This is a genomic window from Polaromonas aquatica (assembly GCF_042659145.1).
GTDB lineage: Bacteria > Pseudomonadota > Gammaproteobacteria > Burkholderiales > Burkholderiaceae_C > Polaromonas > Polaromonas aquatica.
The window spans coordinates 303,534-321,724 of record NZ_JBHSRS010000082.1; the positions used below are offsets into that span (position 1 = coordinate 303,534).

The window sequence follows — 18,191 nt, forward strand, 5'->3', positions numbered from 1 at the left end:
TAAAAACGTGTTGTACCGACGAAACCCGCAACTCAATAAAAACGGCGAGCTGATCCATTTGCTGTCGATAGAGGGCCTGCCCAAGGCGACCCTGACGCAAATCCTGGACACCGCTGCCAACTTCGTGAGCGTCAGCGACCGCGAGGTCAAAAAAGTCCCGCTGCTGCGCGGCAAGAGCGTGTTCAACCTGTTTTTTGAAAACTCCACACGCACCCGCACCACCTTCGAGATCGCCGCCACGCGCCTGTCGGCCGACGTCATCAATCTCGATATTGCACGTTCGTCCGCTTCCAAGGGCGAGTCGCTGCTCGACACCATTTCCAACCTGAGCGCCATGGCCGCAGACCTGTTTGTGGTGCGCCACAGCGAGTCGGGTGCGCCTTACCTGATCGCCCAGCATGTGGCGCCGCATGTGCACGTGATCAATGCCGGCGACGGCCGCCACGCCCACCCGACGCAGGGGCTGCTGGACATGTACACCATACGCCACTACAAAAAAGACTTCAGCAAACTCACGGTGGCCATCGTCGGTGATGTGCTGCACTCGCGTGTGGCCCGCTCCGACATCCATGCGCTCACCACCTTGGGTTGCCCCGAAGTGCGTGTGGTCGGCCCGAAAACCCTGGTGCCTGCCGACATGGCACAAATGGGCGTGCGTGTGTGCAACACGCTGGAGGAGGGCATCAAGGGCGCCGACGTGATCATCATGCTGCGCCTGCAGAACGAGCGCATGTCGGGCGCCTTGCTGCCCAGCAGCCAGGAGTTTTTCAAGAGCTTCGGGCTGACGACAGAGAAACTGGCCTGGGCCAAACCCGACGCGATCGTCATGCACCCCGGCCCCATCAACCGCGGTGTGGAAATCGATTCGGCGGTTGTTGACGGCGCGCAGAGCGTCATCCTGCCGCAGGTCACTTTCGGCATTGCGGTGCGCATGGCGGTGATGAGCATTGTTGCGGGGAACGAGGCATGAAGATACTGATACAGAACGGGCGCGTCATAGACCCCGCTTCAAGGTTTGATGCGGTGTGTGATGTCGCCATTGCAGGCGGGCGCATTGTCTCGCTGCAAACACCACCGGCTGATTTTTCGCCGAACAAAACCATTGACGCCACCGGCTGCATTGTTGTGCCCGGGCTGATTGACCTGTCCGCCCGTTTGCGCGAGCCCGGTTATGAACATGAAGGCATGCTGGAGAGTGAACTGGCCGCTGCTGTGGCTGGCGGCGTCACCAGCCTGGTCTGCCCGCCCGATACCGACCCGGTGCTGGACGAACCCGGCCTGGTGGAAATGCTGAAGTTCCGCGCCGAAAAGCTGCACCAGTCGCGCGTGTTTCCTCTGGGGGCACTGACGCGTGCCTTGCAGGGCGAAGCGCTGACCGAGATGGTCGAGCTGACCGAAGCCGGTTGTGTGGGTTTCAGCCAGGCCGAAGTGCCCCTGGCCAACACCCAGGTGTTGATGCGCGCGCTGCAATATGCCGCCAGTTTTGGCTACAGCGTGTGGCTCAGGCCGCAGGAAATCCACCTCGGCAAGGGCGTGGCTGCAAGCGGTGCTCTGGCAACAAGGCTGGGTTTGAGTGGCGTGCCGGTAGCCGCTGAAACGATTGCACTGCATGTGATTTTTGAGCTTGTGCGTTCTACCGGTGCCCGCGTTCATTTGTGCCGCATCAGCAGTGCGGCTGGCGTGGCGCTGGTGGCGCAGGCCAAGGCGCAGGGCCTGCCGGTGACGTGCGACGTGAGCATCAACAGCCTGCACCTGACCGACGCCGACATTGGCTACTTTGACAGCCGCGCGCGCCTGGACCCACCGCTGCGCCAGCAACGTGACCGCGACGCCATACGCCAGGGCCTGGCCGACGGCACCATTGATGTGCTGGTGTCTGATCACACGCCGGTGGATGAGGATGCCAAGACCCTGCCTTTCGCCGAGGCCGAGCCCGGCGCCACGGGGCTGGAGTTGCTGCTGTCACTGGCCTGGAAATGGAGCCAGGACAGTGCTGCGGGCAACGCCGGCCTGATGCGCGCGCTTGCCGTGCTGACCAGCGAGCCGGCGCGTGTGTTGGGCGCTGCCCTGGGAACGCTGCAGGCCAGTGCAGGCCAACTGGTCAAGGGCGGTGTCGCGGACATCTGTGTGTTTGACCCGGCCGCAGAGTGGACGGTGGAGCCAGGCGCATTGCGCAGCCAGGGCAAGCACACACCGTTCTCCGGCTACCAGTTGCCGGGCAGGGTGCGATACACGCTGGTGGGCGGGCAGATGGCGTACCAGGCCCATCCGCTCAAGGCTGAAATTTGACCGCCGCATCCGTGGTGCATGCATGAACCGGCTGAAGGCTTGCGGCAAACTCGCGCGTGCGCTGGTCCATATCTTCAGCGGTTTTTTCACCATCCTGCTGGTGTTCCCGCGCCTGTCCCAGGAGCAAAGGGAAATGCGCATCCAGGCCTGGTCCGTCAACATGCTGGACCGCATTGGCATCCAGCTGGTGGTCAACGGCCAGCCCGTCGTCAACGGCCCCATGCTGCTGGTGGCCAACCATATCTCCTGGCTGGACATCACCTCGCTGCATGCGGCGCGGTTTTGCCGTTTTGTGTCCAAGGCCGACATCAAGCAATGGCCGGTGATAGGCACGCTGGCGACCGGTGTGGGTACGCTTTTTATAGAACGTGAGTCTCGGCGTGATGCCATGCGGGTGGTTCAGCACATGACCGAACGCCTGCGCGCCGGTGACGTGATCGGTGTGTTCCCCGAAGGCACGACCGGTGACGGCATCGGGTTGCTGCCGTTTCACGCCAACCTGTTCCAGGCGGCCATCGCGGCCAATGCGCCTGTGCAGCCGGTGGCCCTGCAGTTTGTCGACCATGCAACAGGCCAGTACAGTGCGGCGCCGTGTTATGTCGGTGACGATACGCTGCTGGGATCCGTCTGGCGCACCTTGTGCACCTCGGGCATTGCGGTGGTGATCACCTACGGCCAGCCGCAATATGCCAGGGGCAGGGACAGGCGGGAATGGGCGCTGGCGCTCAGGACCGAGATTGAGAACCTGCGCCAGCCATAGCCTCTTCAGGCGGGGTTTCGCGCGAGAAGGTCACCACATGGTCCACCTCGGCGCGTATGCCTATCCATTCGCCGAGCGCATGGTCGTGGTGCGAGGGCACGTGCGCCATCAGGGTTTCGCCACTGGCGAGTTGCAGGGTGTACAAAAACTCCGAACCACGAAATGCCTTGCGCATGATCTGCGCCCTGGCCGGCGCGTTGTCGTCATGCACGATGTCGTCGGCACGCAGCAGCACATCGCACAGGCCGTCTGCATAGGCGCCCGGTAGCGGGCATTCCTGCAGGTCCGTCAATTCACCCAGGGCGGTATGTACCACCACCTTGCCAGCACGCTGTTCGATACGCGCCGGCGCAAAGACGCCGTGGCCTATGAAGTCGGCGACAAAACGCGTGGCCGGCCGGTGGTACAGCGCATAGGCATCGTCCCACTGGTGCAGCTTGCCGTGGTGCATGACACCGATGCGGTCGCCGATGGCAAAGGCCTCCAGCTGGTCATGTGTCACAAACAGGGCGGTGGCGCCCGCGGCCTTCAGGATGCCGCGCACTTCATGTGCCAGGCGCTCGCGCAAATCCACATCCAGGTTTGAAAAGGGTTCATCCAGCAGCAGCAGGCGCGGCGCAGGGGCCAGCGCGCGGGCCAGTGCCACGCGCTGCTGCTGGCCGCCCGACAGCTCATGCGGGAAACGTTTGCCGGCATTGGGCAATCCCACCAGCGTGAGCACTTCCTCAATGCGTTGCGCGCGTTGTGCTGCGGGCAACTGTGTGATCCCGAAACCCACGTTGCGCGCCACGTCCAGGTGCGGGAACAAGGCGTAATCCTGGAACACCATGCCTATGCGGCGCGACTCCGCTGGCGTGTGGATTGCAGGGCTGCTGACAAGTTGTTGCGCCAGCGTGATGGTGCCAGCTTGCGCGCGCTCCAGTCCGGCCACGGCACGCAGCAAGGTGGTCTTGCCGCAACCCGACGGCCCGATCAGCACCCCGATTTCCCCGGCTTGCAGGCTGAAAGAAACGCCGTCAACGGCAGGCCTGGTGCGGCCGCTGTAATGCACGCCCAGTTGTGAAACTTCAAGGAACATGAAAATGATTGTAGATGCTTACAATTCTCATTTGCAGTAACCCTCTGCATTTCCCTGGCGCATGCCGGTGGGGCACGGCCCGCACCGGCAGAAGCCTTTTTTTCGGGGCTTCATGTTTCGCCGTTTCCTGTCTTTTGTTGTTTTGCCTGTGCTGGTCGGTCTGCTGATGTTGCCGGTGCTGGCCGTGGTGCTGTCATGGCTGCAGTTCAATGCCGAAGCCAGCGACATCCTGGTCCAGATGTTGCAGACGGTGTTGCCCGACTACACCCTGACCTCGCTGCTGCTGTGTGTCTGTGTGGCCATCGGTGTGGCGGTGGTCGGCATGGGCACGGCCAGCACGGTCATGCTGTTTGCGTTCCCGGGGCGGCGTGTCTTTGAATGGGCGTTGTTGTTGCCGCTGGCCATGCCGGCCTATGTGGTGGCCTATGCCTATACCGACTTTTTGCAATACGCCGGGCCCATGCAGATCTGGTTGCGGGAAACCTTCGGGCTGCAGGGCCGTGTGTTGCCCGAGGTTCGCAGCCTGGGCGGTGCGGTGCTGGTGTTCACCGTGGCGCTGTATCCCTATGTGTATCTGCTGGCGCGCACCGCGCTGTCAGAGCGCGCCGTGCATTTGATGGAAGCCGCAAGGCTGCTGGGCGCGCCCTTGTCGCGGCGCATTCGCGAGGTGGCCCTGCCGCTGGCGCGTCCCGCCGTTGCCGCGGGCGTGGCGCTGGCATTGATGGAAACCCTGGCTGACTTCGGCGTGTCCAGCTACTTCGGCATACAGACTTTCACGGCTGGCATCTACAAGGCCTGGCTGTCCATGGACAACCGCATCGCGGCTGCGCAACTGGCCACCGTGCTGCTGCTGGTGGTGGCCGTGTTGTTGCGCATCGAGCATGTGGCGCAAAAGCGCATGCGTTTTGTCGGCAGCCGTGGTGGGCGTTCAAACAGCGCCGATGCTTCGCCCGTCCAGTTGCGCGGCGGGCGCGCAGCGCTGGCCTGGCTGGTTTGCGCCTTGCCGATTGCGCTGGGTTTTGTCTTGCCGGTGCTGTTCATGCTGCGCCCGCTGATCCTGGGCTGGGACAACCTGCTGTGGTCGCAGTTTGCCAACTGGACTATCAACAGCCTGTGGCTGGCAAGCCTGAGCGCGGTACTGGCAACGGCGCTTGCTGTAGGCCTGGCGTTTGCCGCGCGCAGCCAGCCATCGCTGGTGACGCGTGCTTCGGTGCAACTGGCCAGCCTGGGTTACGCCGTGCCCGGTGCCGTGATCGTGGTGGGCCTGCTGCTGCCGGTGGGCTGGCTGCAGTCGGTGGCACCCGCAAGCGGTGTGGGTTACTGGGTGACTGCCACGGTGCTTGGCATTGTCTGGGCCTATCTTGTGCGTTTCAGCGCAGTGGCGCTGCAGTCCATGCAAAGCGGCTACACGCGCATCCCGGCCAGCCTGGACGACAGCGCACGCATGCTGGGAACCACGGGGGCCGGGCTGCTCGCACGGGTCCACTGGCCGCTGCTCAAGCGTTCGGTGGCAACGGCGGGTCTGCTGGTGTTTGTCGATGTGATGAAGGAGCTGCCGGCCACGCTGGTGCTGCGGCCTTTTAACAGCGACACGTTGGCCGTTGTCACTTACCAGCTGGCGCGAGACGAACGCTTGGGCGAAGCGGCCTTGCCCGCGCTGGCGCTGGTGCTGGTCGGCCTGTTGCCGGTGGCACTGCTGAGCCGCACCTTGCGCACGAAGTGAGCACAAGGCGAGGCCGGCCGGGTTGTGGCGCGCAGGTCCCGGCGCTTCAGGTTTTGCCCTTGATGTAGCGGTACTCCTGCGTCAGGCCGCCAAAGCCATAGGCCTCGGCACGCACGTCGTGGACGTAGATGTAGCTTTCTTCATGCAGGCTGCCGAGCAGCTTGCCAAATGCCGCAAAGGCCTCGGCGATGTACTGCGCCTTTTCGTCCTTGGTGTTGGTGCCGTCCACCACCTTGATGTCAAAGTAAAAGCTGTTTTTTCCCTGCGCCGCCAGCGTCCTCCCGCCGACTACCCAGTGCTCTGGCGGGACGTAATCTATTGCGATGGAGGTGAGCTCGCGTTTTTTTCGCAGGATGCGTGTGGTGAGTTCCAGCAGTATTTCGGAGACATCGTGCGTCAGCCTGTCGCTGGCGGGTTGGCTGATTTTGACGTTCAGTATGGGCATTTTTCTCTCTATGTGGTTAGCTATGCAACTATCTGGATAAAAAAAGGGATGAAAAAAGAGAGGTGGTGTTTTATTTCAGGGCGGACGAAACGCTGCGCACGCGTGCGACGGTTTCATCAAAGTTCTCCTTTCCCATGTGTTGCTGGATGCGGCGGGTGACATCGCTGCTGGCCTTGTTGATGCCGGCATGGAGCGCCTCGGCCTTGGCGGTCGGGTAGATGGCCCAGTGCCTGCCGTCCGACTCAAGGCTTCTGCGTTCAACCAGTTTCAGTGCCTGCAGGCCATCGAGCAGTCGTGTGGCGGTGGGCCGTGAAATCGTCAGCTCCGTGGCCAGCTCGTGCTGCGACATGCCGGGGTGCCTGAGCAGCAGCCGCAACATGAAACCCTGCGACGGCGTCACGCCGAAAGGCTTGAAAGCCAGCGTCCATTCCTTGTCGACCAGGCGTGCCAGTGCGGTGGTGTTGAAATAAAGGCAATGCTCGAACATGTGTGCATTCTGGCATTCAATGGTTAGCTATGCAACTTTATTTGAAAGCCTTGTGAGTGGCCATATGGCAAACGTAGGCAAGAGACTACGCAGAACCAATGTGCAGGACTACCGTTTACAAAAAACCATTCCGCTAAGGTGAAGACATCTCCCAAAGGCGGCTCGCGACGGTTTTAAGAATTGTGCAAGCCGCATACGGATTTATTAACTTTCACAGACAGGAGCAACTCATGAACAAGGACACCGCACAGGGTAACTGGCTTCAATTCAAGGGCAAGGTCAAGGAGCAGTGGGGCAAGCTGACGGATGACGATCTGGACATCATTGCCGGCAAGCGCGACCAGTTACTGGGCAAGATCCAGGAGCGCCACGGCATCACCAAAGACGAAGCCGAAAAGCAGGTCACTGCCTGGCATGAAAAAAACCCGACGAACTTCTTCGAGCGCTATTGAGCCCTCAAGAAGAGCTCCCAGGAACGCACGACTTATTTCCCGAATCTACCGAAGGATTGCCCATGAAAAACCAACTGCTGATGCTCACCGTGGCCCTGTCCTGCACTTTTGCGGGCAGCGCCATGGCGATGACCAAAGCCGAATACAAAACCGGCAATGACCGCATTTCCGCCGACTACAAGGTCAACCTCGCCAAATGCGGCAGCCTGAAAGCCAACGCCAAGGACATTTGCGTGTCTGAAGCCAAGGGTGCCGAGAAGGTGGCAAAGGCCGAGCTGGAAGCCCAGTACGAGCCAACGCCGCGGCACCACGAGAAAGTCGGTATGGCCAAGGCCGATGCTGCCTACGACACGGCCAAGGAAAAATGCGATGACTTTTCCGGCAATGCCAAGGATGTCTGTGTCAAGGATGCCAAGGCGGCCCACGTGAAAGGCAAGGAAGAAGCCAAGGTCGCCAGGGTTGCCGAGGACACCAGCAAAGCCAAAACCAAAAAAATGAGCGATGCGAAAAAAGACGCCAGCGCAGAAAACCGTGATGCGGAGTACGCGGCCGCAAAAGCGCGTTGCGACAGTCTGGCAGGCGCCGTCAAGGACGGCTGCGTGAACGATGCCAAGGCCAAATACGGCATGAAGTAAGCACCACCTGGCTCACGCCAACCCGCCATCCCGGCCATGCGCTTGCATGCCGGGATTTTTTTGCTATTAATTCGATAGCTGTCTGCGCGCGTTCTATGCCGGCCGCAGGCACTATTTATATTAAAAAATGGCTGTAAATCCGTCGCGGGAAGCCGGTAAAAGTCCGGAAGGCGGCCAAAAACCGGTTTTCAGGCGCTTCAAGGTGCCATTTTTATGCCTTTTGTGCCTGGGGCCGCTATCCTGTGAGCGCAGTCAGCTATCAAAATCATAGTAAACAAGGAAGTTTTTCTGCCTGCCAGGGCTTGCAAGCTGGCACGGGTTGGGATGGATTGACGGTTTTGTTTGTACGTCATACATTTATTGAATGCCCAAAGCCCCAGACCTGACCTTGCTCCAGGAAGCCGGCGTTCGCGCGAGCCGTGAGCCTGGCCGGCGCATGCGCTCGCACCTGCTGGACATTGCGGTGGGCCTGTTCAAGGCGCGTGGCCTGGGCGGGGTGTCGGTCTCGGAGATCGCCGCTGCCGCCAACGCTTTCCCGAGCCAGGTCACCTATTACTTTCGCACCAAGGAGGCCTTGTTTGTCGAGGCGGCCTGCCGCGAAATCCTCTACGCCGGCCAGCAGGCCGAACAGGCAGCATCCACCGCGCTGACGATGGAGCGCTACACCCGTGCGCTGGTTGAAAGCGTTGTTGCCTCGCCCGGCCTGGCCCTCTTTATCGAAGCCTTGACCCTGACGCGCCGGCGCCAGGACCTGGCGCCGCTGATCGAGCGCACCTTTGACCGCCTGCATGCCGAGGGCGACCGTGCTTATGGCGCGGTCCGCGACCATCGCGGGTGGTCACATGACGATGACCCGGCCATGCGCGCGCGCCGCTTTTGGGCGCTGGCGCTGGGGTCGGTATTGCGCGGGGCCGCCACAGGACTGGGCACGCAGGAGTGCGCCCGCGACATGCTGGAGCTGCTGCGCAGCGAGTCGCCCGAAGGCGCCAGGCTGCAGGTCGTTGCGGGCGGCCATCCACGTAAATAAGAAGACAAGGACCACCATGAGCGCTGCAAGCCGCGTCAAACCTGAAGAGTTCTTTAGCCCTGACGAGTGGCGGGCGCTGTCTGCCCGCTCATCATGGAAGGGCATCGCGCTGGTGTTGCACTGCTGGCTGGTGATAGGCGCTGCCATGGCCGTCGGAATGGCCTGGCCGCTCACCATTCCGCTGATGGTGATGGTCATAGGCAATCGCCAGCTCGGCTTGTTTATCCTGATGCACGATGCCGCCCACGGCCTGCTGCACGCGAACCGCCAGCTCAATGACCGCGTCGCCCTGTGGTTTTGCGATCCGGGGCTGAACCTCTACAGGCCCTACCACCTGCAGCACCACCGTTTTGTGCAGCAGACCGAAGACCCGGACCTGGTGCTGTCGGCACCGTTTCCCGTCACGCGCGAATCCCTGCGCCGCAAAATCCTGCGCGACCTGAGCGGGCGAACTTTTTACAAGCAGCGTTTTGGCATGCTGTCGGATGCATTGAAGGCGCGCCGGCCCAGCGAATCGGCATGGGCCCTGATTGCCGCCGAGCTGAAAAGGCAGCGCGTGTTTTTCATCTGCAACGGCCTGGGCCTGGCGCTGTTCAGCGCCGCCGGCTTCTGGTGGGCCTGGGTGCTGATGTGGCTGCTGCCCATGGCCACCTGGCTGCCGCTGGTCAGCCGCCTGCGCAACATTGCAGAGCATGCCCTGATCGTGCAAAACGGCACTGATCCGCTGCGCCATGCGCGCACCACGCATGCCAGCCTGCTTGAGCGGCTGTTTATCGCGCCCTACTGGGTCAACTACCACTGCGAGCACCACATGTTCACGCAGGTCCCGTGCTGGAATCTGCCGCGTGCGCACCGCCTGCTGCAGGCCCGGGGCGTGACCGCGCGCATGGAAGTGCAGCCCGGTTACGCCACCGTGCTGCGCCTGGCGTCTTCCGCATAGTGCCGGCGGAGCGCAGTATCCAGCCCGGTCGCACGCGTTTCACACCGCGCTCTTAAAATAGCGCGCTGTCCCGGAAGGTCACTACAAGGCACGCGCCCGCAGGCGGCCATGGCTGGCGTTTTACCGGGCAGTTTTGCCAAAGGTCTGCATGCTTGTTCAGGATGGATTGCCCCCGCGCGAGCGCACGAGGGCCTTGTTTGTGGTCATTTTCGGGATCGTCGTTTCGGTGCTCGACGGCACCATCGTGAACCTGGCCCTGCCCGACATCACGCGTGAGCTGAATGCCAGCGCCGCCCAGTCGATCTGGGTGATCAATGCCTACCAGATCGCCACACTGGCCTTGCTGCTGCCACTGGCCACCCTGGGCGACATCGTCGGCTACCGGCGCGTTTACCTCGTAGGCATGACGGTCTTTACCGTAGCCTCGGCGGCCTGCACCATGGCCGATTCGCTCACCACACTGGCCCTGGCGCGCGTGCTGCAGGGTGTGGGCGCGGCCGGCATCATGAGTGTCAACTCGGCCCTGGTGCGCCTGATTTACCCGCGCCATATGCTGGGCCGCGGCATTGCCATCAATTCCATGGTGGTTGCCACCGCTTCGGTCGCCGGGCCGTCCATCGCCGCGGGCATCCTGTCGGTGGGTTCCTGGCCCTGGCTGTTCGCCATCAATATCCCCATCGGCCTGTTTTGCCTGCTGCGTGGCCGCAGCGTGCTGCCCCATAACGTGGCCAAGGCCACGGGTGCGCGCATTTCCGTGCTGGATGTTGTGTTGAACATGCTGATGTTCAGCCTGATCGTGCTGGGCGTCGACGGGCTTGGCGTGCGGGTCGAGGGGCCGGGCGGTGCAGCCCCTGGTGTTCCCCTGTGGCTGGCCGCCACCGAGCTTGCTGCCGGTGTCGTGATCGGCATTTTTTACGTGCGCCGCCAACTGGCCCAGCCCTTGCCGTTGTTTCCGGTGGACCTGCTGCGCATCCCCGTGTTTGCGCTGTCCATGGGCACTTCCATTGGCGCTTTTTGCGCGCAGATGCTCGCCTACGTCGGTCTGCCGTTTCTTTTGCTCGGCAGTTATGGCCGCACCCACCTGGAGGCCGGCCTGCTGCTCACCGCCTGGCCGCTGGGCATTGTGGTGATGGCACCGATTGTCGGGCGGCTGATAGGGCGCTATTCGGGCGGTTTGCTGGGCGGCGCCGGGCTGGGCCTGCTGGCGCTGGGCCTGGTGCTGCTCGCCATGCTGCCGGCGCAGCCCGCCAACCTGGACATCGTCTGGCGCATGGCCCTGTGCGGCCTGGGTTTTGGCATGTTCCAGTCGCCCAACAACCACATCATCCTGACCTCATCGCCCCCACACCGTAGCGGCGGAGCCAGCGGCATGGTCGGCACGGCAAGGCTGACCGGCCAGACACTGGGCGCCGTGTTGCTGGCCGTGATCTTCGGCATGTTCGACCCGCATGACGGCCAGGGCCCGCTGATCGCCCTGTGGCTGGCGGCCGGCTTTGCGGCCATGGCTGGCATCTTCAGCGCGCTGCGCATCAAGCGTCTGTAAAAACCACAGCCGGATTCTGTGGCGCTATGAATTAAATAGCTGCCTGCGACTGTATTCATTGGGCTGCAGCATCTTTTCATTCTGAAAAGTGCCGTGAACACAACTGCAGAACTCCCGAAAACAGCAGTTTTCAGGCATCAAACAAGCCGCTGGCCAAATAAGAATGCGCGCAACCAGCTATTAATTTGGTAGCGCATGGCTTCGCTTCATCGCACGCGGGGCAAACCCGTTTTCAATAAAACCCGCCCCGCGCAGCGCCATGTTTTGCCAAAAGTGGCGCCTGGATGGCCTCATGGAACCCTGATGCAAGGGGTTTTCCGTGGCGGCGAATTGAGATTTTTCGTTGTAAAGCGCAATAAGCCGCGTGGCATTGTGCGCATAAAAGTATCTAAAAAACAACAAAAAGTGTTGCTACCTGTTAGTTCTGACAGGGGTCTGCAAGCCTGCCCCAGAAAAATTCTGCCATCATCCGCTCGGGATTGAAAAGTAAGTAATTAGTTTACTAAGAATAATTGAAATTGAGGGAGAAGCGTGATTGGCCAAGCCACACGAGGATCTGGGTGTCTTGCCCGGCGTAGTGCGAACGCGCACTCAAAACAGCGGAAGCAGCAGGAAAACACATTCAAACATACTCAAACTGGGCGTTGGCCTGGCTGTTTTCCTGCTTGCCGGCCAGGCCATGGCCCAGCCGGCGCCCCAAACCAGCGCAGAGCAGGAGCAGCGCCGCGCGCAGGAGCGTGACCGCCTGTTACGCGAGCAACAGGAAAAAACGCCTGACGTCCGCCTGCTTGAAGCACCCAAATCGCCCGAAGCCGAAGCGGCAAAACTGCCAGCAGCCGAGTCGCCGTGCTTCAAGGTCAATGCGCTGAAGCTGCGCATCGTTGCCGGCGACAAAGCGGCTGCTGAGGCGCAGGCATCCCCCTTCGCGTGGGCACTCGATGCAGCGGCGGGGCCGGACCACGGCGACTCCCCGGTGGGCCGTTGCGTGGGTGCGGAAAGCGTCGGCATCGTGATCAAGCGCGTGCAGAACGCCGTCATTGCGCGCGGCTATGTCACCACCCGCGTACTCGCCGAGCCGCAAGACCTCAAAACCGGCGTGCTTGTCCTGACCGTGATTCCCGGCCGTATTCGCGCGCTACGTTTTTCGGAAGGCAGTGACGGGCGCGGCAACGCCTGGAATGCCGTGCCTGCCGCGCCGGGCGACATCCTCAACCTGCGCGACATCGAGCAGGCCCTGGAAAACCTCAAGCGCGTGCCCACGGCCGAAGCCGATATCCAGATCGAAGAGGCCAAAACTTCCCACACGCCGTCTGCGCAGTCCGCCCAGCCCGGCCAGAGCGACCTCGTCATCAGCTATCGGCAGGCCTTTCCTTTTCGCCTGTCGGCTTTTGTCGATGACAGCGGCTCCAGAGGAACAGGCAAATACCAGGGCGGGGTCACCCTGTCCTATGACAACTGGTGGACGCTCAACGACCTGTTTTATGTATCCCTGAACCACGACCTCGGCGGTGGCGAAACGGGCGGGCGCGGGACGCGCGGCAACACCGTGCATTACTCCGTCCCCTTCGGTTACTGGACTTTGGGCGCCACTGCCAGCAACAGCCAGTACTTCCAGACCGTCGCAGGCATCAGCCAGAACTACGTCTACCGCGGCACCAGCAGCAACACGGAAGTCAAGCTGTCGCGCCTTGTCTACCGCGATGCCAGCCGCAAGACCACCCTCAGCCTCAAGGCCTTCCAGCGCAGGTCGCAAAACTTCATTGACGACACCGAGGTCGAAGTGCAGCGCCGCGTCGTGGGCGGGCTGGAGGCCGGTGTCGGCCACCGCGAGTTCATCGGCAGCGCCACGCTGGACTTGAACCTGGCCTACAAACGCGGCACCGGCGCCTTCGGGTCCCTGCCTGCGCCCGAGGAGTCGTTTGGCGAAGGCACCTCGCGCATGCAGCTCACAACGCTTGATGCCGCGCTCAACGCACCGTTCAAGGCGCTCGGCCAGAGCTTTCGCTACAGCGGCACCCTGCGCGCCCAGGCCAACCACACGCCGCTCACACCGCAGGACCGCTTTGCCATTGGCGGGCGCTACACCGTGCGCGGCTTTGACGGCGAGACATCCCTGTCCGCAGAGCGCGGCGTGCTGCTTCGGAATGACCTGGGCGTTGCACTGGGCAACAGCGGCCAGGAAGCTTATGTGGGCCTGGACTACGGGCACGTCAGCGGGCCGTCGAGCGAATTCCTCGTGGGCAAAACGCTGGCCGGCGCCGTGCTAGGCCTGCGCGGAGGCGCCCGGGGCATGCAGTACGACTTCTTTGTCGGCAAGCCCATCCACAAGCCGAATGGTTTTCGCACGGCCGGCTACACAAGCGGCTTCAGCCTGAGCTACAGCTTCTAGATTTATTTTCTTCGTTGGGGCAACACCATGAACAAAAACCTTTACCGTATCGTCTTTAACAAACGGCTCGGCCAATTGATGGCGGTGGCGGAAACTGCGGGTGCGCAAGGCAAAAGCGCCAGCGACGAGACGGGTCGTGACGGTAGTGCCCAAAGCCTGGCTTTTGTGTTGCGCCCCTTGGGTTTTTGTATTTCGGCAGCGCTGAGCATGGTGCTGCTGATGCAACCCGTGGCCCGGGCCCAGCTTGTGGCCGACCCCTCGGCCCCCGGCAGCCAGCGGCCCACTGTCCTGGGCACGGCCAACGGCCTGCCGCAGGTCAATATCCAGACGCCCAGTGCCGCCGGCGTCAGCCGCAACACCTACAGCCAGTTTGATGTCCAGCCTGGCGGCGTCATTTTGAACAACAGCCGCGTCAACGTCCAGACCCAGCTTGGAGGTTACGTCCAGGCCAACCCCTGGCTCGCGGCCGGTTCGGCCCGCGTGATCCTCAACGAAGTGAACTCCGGCAACCCCAGCCAGCTGCGCGGTTACGTCGAAGTCGCCGGCCAGCGCGCCGAAGTCATCATCGCCAATCCGGCGGGCATCAACATCAACGGCGGCGGCTTCATCAACGCCAGCGGCGTCACCCTGACGACCGGCACACCCGTCATCAACAACGGCAGCCTGGATGCTTTCCGTGTGCAGGGCGGCGCTGTCAACGTGCTTGGCGCCGGCCTGGATGCGCGCACGGCCGACTACACCCATGTCCTTGCGCGGGCCGTTCAGCTCAATGCCGGCATCTGGGCCAAAGACCTCAAGGTTGTTACCGGCGCCAACCAGGTCAGTGCCGACCAGGGCAGCGCCATGCCTGCGGTGGCGCCCATGGCCGGCACGGGCGCTGCGCCTTCCTTCGCGCTCGATGTTGCGCAACTGGGCGGCATGTACGCCGGCAAGATTTTTCTCATCGGCACCGAGTCCGGCATCGGCATGCGCAACGCCGGCATTGTCGGCGCCACGGCGGGCGACGTCGTGTTGCAGTCCAACGGTTGGCTGACCAACAGCGGCAGCATCAAGGCGGCGGGCAACACCAGCATCACCACCGCAGGCAGCATCACCAACGGCAGCACCGGTGTGGTCGCCGCGCAAGGCAACACCACGCTGCAAGCCACTGGCGCAGGCGCGAAAATCAGCTCTGCTGCAGGCTCCGTTGTCGCCGCAGGCATGGTGTCCGACGGTTCCCTGACGGCCGGCGGCAAGCTGTCCATCACTGCTGCTGACAGCGTCACCCTGAACGGGCAACTTGTATCCAGCGGGGGCACAGGTATTTCCGGCACGAAAATCAGCCTGGTTGACGGCAAGCTCAACAGCCAGGGCCTGACGCTTGCCGCGAGCAATGGCGACATTGACGCCAGTCGCGCCAAAATAACTGCACAAGGCCTGCTGACTGCCACGACGGCACAAACGCTGCGTACCGACGGCGCCGCCATCCTGGCCGGGCAGCTCACGCTGTCGGCCGACAAGCTGTCCAACGTCGCAGGCGAAATCGTCCAGGCCGGAACAGGCAGTGCAAGCATCACGGCTTCCGGTCTTCTCGACAACACGGGCGGCCGGATCGCCAGCAACGGCAACGTCACCCTCAGCGCCAACAGCCTCATCAACCGGGGTGGTTTCCTGCAGACCGCAGGCGCTGCAGACCTGAACGTGAGCATCACCAGCGCGCTGGATAACAGCGCCCTTTATTCACCAGCGCCAGGTACACCGTTGGTGGGCAGCCAGGTCACTGCTGGCGGCAATGTCACGGTCAGTGCGGGCAGCGTCACCAATTCAGGCAAGCTGCAAGCCGGCGTAACGCTCGCACTGTCGGCCGCCACTATCGCCAACGCCCTCGACGCGGAAATCAGCGCTGCCACCACCAAAGTTAGTGCCGGCAATGCCCTGACCAACCGTGGCCTGATCGATGGGGGCATTACCGCGATCAATGCGGTAACGCTTGACAACCTGGGTGCAGGCCGCATCTACGGCGACAGCCTCAGCATTGCTGCCACCACGATCAACAACAACGCGGAGACAGTAGGCGGTGTCACAAAAACGCCCGTCGTCGCAGCTCGAAACCGGCTGGACATAGGCGCCAATGTCATCAACAACGGCAAGGGCGCACTTGTCTTCAGCGCGGGCCAGGCCGCCGACGCGCTCAACATCGGTGGCAGCCTGGATGCGAACCGCCAGGCCGCCGGCTTTGCGGGCAGCGTCAACAACAGCGGCGGCACCATCGAGTCCATGGGCGGCTTGAGTATTGCCGCCGCCCAGATCAACAACACCAACCCCGATTTCGCATACACGGTGCAGACCGCCAGCAGCTCAAGCCTGAGGGAGTACATCACCGGGCAAGGCATCTTCAGCGGCACCGATGTTGCATGGATTGCACCCGGCAGCGACCAGCCCAATGCGGCGTCGCACGGCGGCTATATGTTTTTGCCGCCGGTAACGCCGGGATCGGGTTTCCCTGTGCAGGGGACAAACTATCGCGGTGACGGCCACGGCAAGATAGTGCTGGCCAACAGTCCTTACGCAAGCCGGGCCTACCAGCCTTATTTCGGCAGTCCCAATGCCTACACGCCACAGCATTCCGAGTTGGACTTCGAAGGTGGGAGCTATCTTGTTCCCGACGCGTTTGTCTATGCCCCCACCGACCCGATATGGCAAGTCTTTGGCATGACCGCCCCGGCCGGGGCCATGCCGGGGCCCAGGCCTACGGGCACCAACAATGGTGACTTCACCATCTTGCCGACGCAGCAGGAACTGGACGCCTGGAATGCTTCCATCGCCCCTTGGGCAGCTCTGCAGGCAAAGCTTGATACCTTCCGTACCACCGTGAACGCCAGCGCGATCGCGTTCGAGGGGTACCGCGAATACGCCCAAACCACTTACACCCCAGTCGTCACGCAGAGTGCGCCCGGCAAAATCCTCAGCGCCGGCGCCATTACGCTCAAGGCGTCCACCGCCTTGATCAACGACCAAAGCCAGATCATCGCCGGCGGCGCGCTCAACATCACCGGCCAGGCCGTGGACAACCGCGGCCGCTCCACCACCGTCAATGCCCAGAAGGTGGGCACCGACTATTCGTGGAGCAACTACAACGAAGGCTGTGGCGGCTGGGGTGGTTGCGACTACAACTACAACGCCTACCGGCCCGTGGCTTATGTGCAGGATGTGCCCCAGACACTCTCCTTCAACGTCTACCGCCAGGACGCCATGGTGTCCCCGGCCAGCCAGGGCATGGCCAGCGGCACACAACTGCATGCAGCCACCACTGTCGGACCGGTAAGCTTGCCGACAGCGCCCGTCATCACGCTGCCCAACAGCAGCCTGTTTCACACCGACCCCAACCCGGCCGGTGGCTACCTCGTAGAAACCGACCCGCGCTTTACGAACCTGCGCCAGTGGCTGGGCAGCGACTACATGCTCGCCACCCTGAGCCTGGACCCCACCGTCACGCAAAAGCGCCTGGGCGACGGCTTCTACGAACAACGCCTCATCAACGAACAGATCGCCCAGCTCACCGGTATGCGCTTCCTGGCCAGCTACACCAGCGACGAGCAGCAATACCGCGCCCTGATGGACGCAGGCATCACCTACGCCCAGGCGTACAAGCTGCGCCCCGGCATTGCCCTGACGGCCGTGCAGATGGCCCAGCTCACCAGCGACATCATCTGGCTGGTCGAGCGCGACGTGCTGCTGCCCGACGGCAGCACCACCCAAGCCCTGGTGCCCCAGGTCTACATCGCCAGCCTCCAGCCCGGCGACCTCAACCGCAACGGCGCCCTGCTGGCGGGCCGCGAGATCAACCTCCATCTCAACGGCGACCTGAGCAACAGCGGCACCATCGCCGGTCGCACCGTGGTCAACCTGAGCACCGAGAACGTGCACAACCTCGGCGGGCGCATCACTGGTGACGCCGTGACAGTGGCTGCCCGCACCGACCTGAACAACATAGGCGGGCAAATAGACGCCGCCAGCAGCCTGACGGCACTGGCCGGGCGCGACCTGAACATCGTCACCACCACCAGCAGCGCCACCAACCAGGTGGGCAACAACACCTTCAGCCAGACCGGGCTGGACCGCGTGGCCGGGCTGTATGTCACTGGACAGAACGGCACCCTGGTGGCCAGCGCCGGGCGTGATGCCAACATCATTGCCGGCGTCATCAACAACAGTGGAGCCAGCGGCAGCACCCTCATCAGCGCAGGCAACAACATCAACCTGGGCACCGTCACCACATCCAGCAGCAACGCCGTCTTCTTTGACAGGGACAACTTCCTGACGGATGGGCAGAGCCGCGACGTGGGCAGCCAGATCAACGTGCAGGGCAACCTGAGGCTTGCAGCCGGAAACGACCTCAACGCCAAAGCCGCCAATGTGCAGGCCGGTGGCGCACTGACGGCCA

The 18,191-nt window shown here is 62.6% G+C and carries 14 protein-coding genes; 11 read left to right on the forward strand and 3 right to left on the reverse strand.

Going from position 1 to position 18,191, the window contains the following annotated elements:
- Positions 1–7: 7 nt before the first annotated feature.
- The 3 genes from ACFQND_RS19170 to ACFQND_RS19180 are packed head-to-tail and all read left to right on the forward strand — an operon-like array spanning position 8 to position 3,049.
- The gene (locus ACFQND_RS19170; RefSeq protein WP_371437087.1) at positions 8–970 is read left to right on the forward strand and encodes an aspartate carbamoyltransferase catalytic subunit; all 963 of its coding nucleotides are present in this window, start codon (positions 8–10) and stop codon (positions 968–970) included.
- Positions 967–2,289, forward strand: a complete 1,323-nt coding sequence (locus ACFQND_RS19175; RefSeq protein WP_371437088.1) for a dihydroorotase — start codon at positions 967–969, stop codon at positions 2,287–2,289. The genes ACFQND_RS19170 and ACFQND_RS19175 overlap by 4 nt, the downstream gene beginning before the upstream one ends.
- 22 nt (positions 2,290–2,311) lie before the next feature.
- The gene (locus tag ACFQND_RS19180) at positions 2,312–3,049 is read left to right on the forward strand and encodes a lysophospholipid acyltransferase family protein (protein WP_371437089.1); all 738 of its coding nucleotides are present in this window, start codon (positions 2,312–2,314) and stop codon (positions 3,047–3,049) included.
- Here ACFQND_RS19180 and ACFQND_RS19185 read toward each other — a convergent pair.
- Positions 3,015–4,127 carry an ABC transporter ATP-binding protein gene (locus ACFQND_RS19185; RefSeq protein WP_371437090.1) on the reverse strand — a complete coding sequence of 371 codons (1,113 nt, stop codon included), beginning with the start codon at positions 4,125–4,127 and terminating at the stop codon, positions 3,015–3,017. The two genes, ACFQND_RS19180 and ACFQND_RS19185, sit on opposite strands and share 35 nt — an antisense overlap.
- Positions 4,128–4,239: 112 nt before the next feature.
- On the opposite strand from ACFQND_RS19185, the gene ACFQND_RS19190 reads away from it, so the two are divergent.
- A complete protein-coding gene (locus ACFQND_RS19190; protein ID WP_371437091.1) occupies positions 4,240–5,850 on the forward strand; it encodes an ABC transporter permease in 1,611 nt (536 codons plus the stop codon).
- 46 nt (positions 5,851–5,896) lie between these two features.
- On the opposite strand, the gene ACFQND_RS19195 is transcribed toward ACFQND_RS19190, so the two are convergent.
- Positions 5,897–6,295: a tautomerase family protein gene (locus tag ACFQND_RS19195; protein WP_371437092.1), complete on the reverse strand. Its 399-nt coding sequence runs from the start codon at positions 6,293–6,295 to the stop codon at positions 5,897–5,899.
- Between the two features lie 70 nt (positions 6,296–6,365).
- Entirely contained in the window at positions 6,366–6,782 is a 417-nt protein-coding gene (locus tag ACFQND_RS19200) for a MarR family winged helix-turn-helix transcriptional regulator (RefSeq protein WP_371437093.1), read from the reverse strand.
- 230 nt (positions 6,783–7,012) lie between these two features.
- Between ACFQND_RS19200 and ACFQND_RS19205 the strand changes: the two genes are divergently transcribed.
- The 7 genes from ACFQND_RS19205 to ACFQND_RS19235 form a co-directional block, all read left to right on the forward strand.
- A complete protein-coding gene (locus tag ACFQND_RS19205) occupies positions 7,013–7,234 on the forward strand; it encodes a CsbD family protein (protein ID WP_371437094.1) in 222 nt (73 codons plus the stop codon).
- A 62-nt stretch (positions 7,235–7,296) separates the two neighbouring features.
- The gene (locus ACFQND_RS19210) at positions 7,297–7,869 is read left to right on the forward strand and encodes a hypothetical protein (RefSeq protein ID WP_371437095.1); all 573 of its coding nucleotides are present in this window, start codon (positions 7,297–7,299) and stop codon (positions 7,867–7,869) included.
- A 364-nt stretch (positions 7,870–8,233) separates the two neighbouring features.
- On the forward strand, positions 8,234–8,896 hold the full coding sequence (locus ACFQND_RS19215; protein ID WP_371437096.1) for a TetR/AcrR family transcriptional regulator C-terminal domain-containing protein: 663 nt from the start codon (positions 8,234–8,236) through the stop codon (positions 8,894–8,896).
- A gap of 16 nt (positions 8,897–8,912) precedes the next feature.
- Positions 8,913–9,836, forward strand: a complete 924-nt coding sequence (locus ACFQND_RS19220; RefSeq protein ID WP_371437097.1) for a fatty acid desaturase family protein — start codon at positions 8,913–8,915, stop codon at positions 9,834–9,836.
- Positions 9,837–9,984: 148 nt separating this feature from the next.
- Entirely contained in the window at positions 9,985–11,379 is a 1,395-nt protein-coding gene (locus ACFQND_RS19225; protein WP_371437098.1) for an MFS transporter, read from the forward strand.
- 679 nt (positions 11,380–12,058) lie between these two features.
- The gene (locus ACFQND_RS19230; protein WP_371437112.1) at positions 12,059–13,768 is read left to right on the forward strand and encodes a ShlB/FhaC/HecB family hemolysin secretion/activation protein; all 1,710 of its coding nucleotides are present in this window, start codon (positions 12,059–12,061) and stop codon (positions 13,766–13,768) included.
- Positions 13,769–13,795: 27 nt separating this feature from the next.
- Positions 13,796–18,191: two-partner secretion domain-containing protein (locus ACFQND_RS19235; protein WP_377414354.1), on the forward strand; the 4,396-nt coding region annotated here is incomplete at its 3' end.

Excerpts from the sequence above, each read along its gene's own strand:
- ACFQND_RS19230 (WP_371437112.1), top strand. The coding sequence starts at position 12,059 with ATGGCCCAGCCGGCGCCCCAAACCAGCGCAGAGCAGGAGCAGCGCCGC.
- ACFQND_RS19190 (WP_371437091.1), top strand. The coding sequence starts at position 4,240 with ATGTTTCGCCGTTTCCTGTCTTTTGTTGTTTTGCCTGTGCTGGTCGGT.
- ACFQND_RS19215 (WP_371437096.1), top strand. The coding sequence starts at position 8,234 with ATGCCCAAAGCCCCAGACCTGACCTTGCTCCAGGAAGCCGGCGTTCGC.
- ACFQND_RS19180 (WP_371437089.1), top strand. The coding sequence starts at position 2,312 with ATGAACCGGCTGAAGGCTTGCGGCAAACTCGCGCGTGCGCTGGTCCAT.
- ACFQND_RS19185 (WP_371437090.1), bottom strand. The coding sequence starts at position 4,127 with ATGTTCCTTGAAGTTTCACAACTGGGCGTGCATTACAGCGGCCGCACC.
- ACFQND_RS19205 (WP_371437094.1), top strand. The coding sequence starts at position 7,013 with ATGAACAAGGACACCGCACAGGGTAACTGGCTTCAATTCAAGGGCAAG.
- ACFQND_RS19175 (WP_371437088.1), top strand. The coding sequence starts at position 967 with ATGAAGATACTGATACAGAACGGGCGCGTCATAGACCCCGCTTCAAGG.
- ACFQND_RS19225 (WP_371437098.1), top strand. The coding sequence starts at position 9,985 with ATGCTTGTTCAGGATGGATTGCCCCCGCGCGAGCGCACGAGGGCCTTG.
- ACFQND_RS19200 (WP_371437093.1), bottom strand. The coding sequence starts at position 6,782 with ATGTTCGAGCATTGCCTTTATTTCAACACCACCGCACTGGCACGCCTG.
- ACFQND_RS19220 (WP_371437097.1), top strand. The coding sequence starts at position 8,913 with ATGAGCGCTGCAAGCCGCGTCAAACCTGAAGAGTTCTTTAGCCCTGAC.
- ACFQND_RS19210 (WP_371437095.1), top strand. The coding sequence starts at position 7,297 with ATGAAAAACCAACTGCTGATGCTCACCGTGGCCCTGTCCTGCACTTTT.
- ACFQND_RS19195 (WP_371437092.1), bottom strand. The coding sequence starts at position 6,295 with ATGCCCATACTGAACGTCAAAATCAGCCAACCCGCCAGCGACAGGCTG.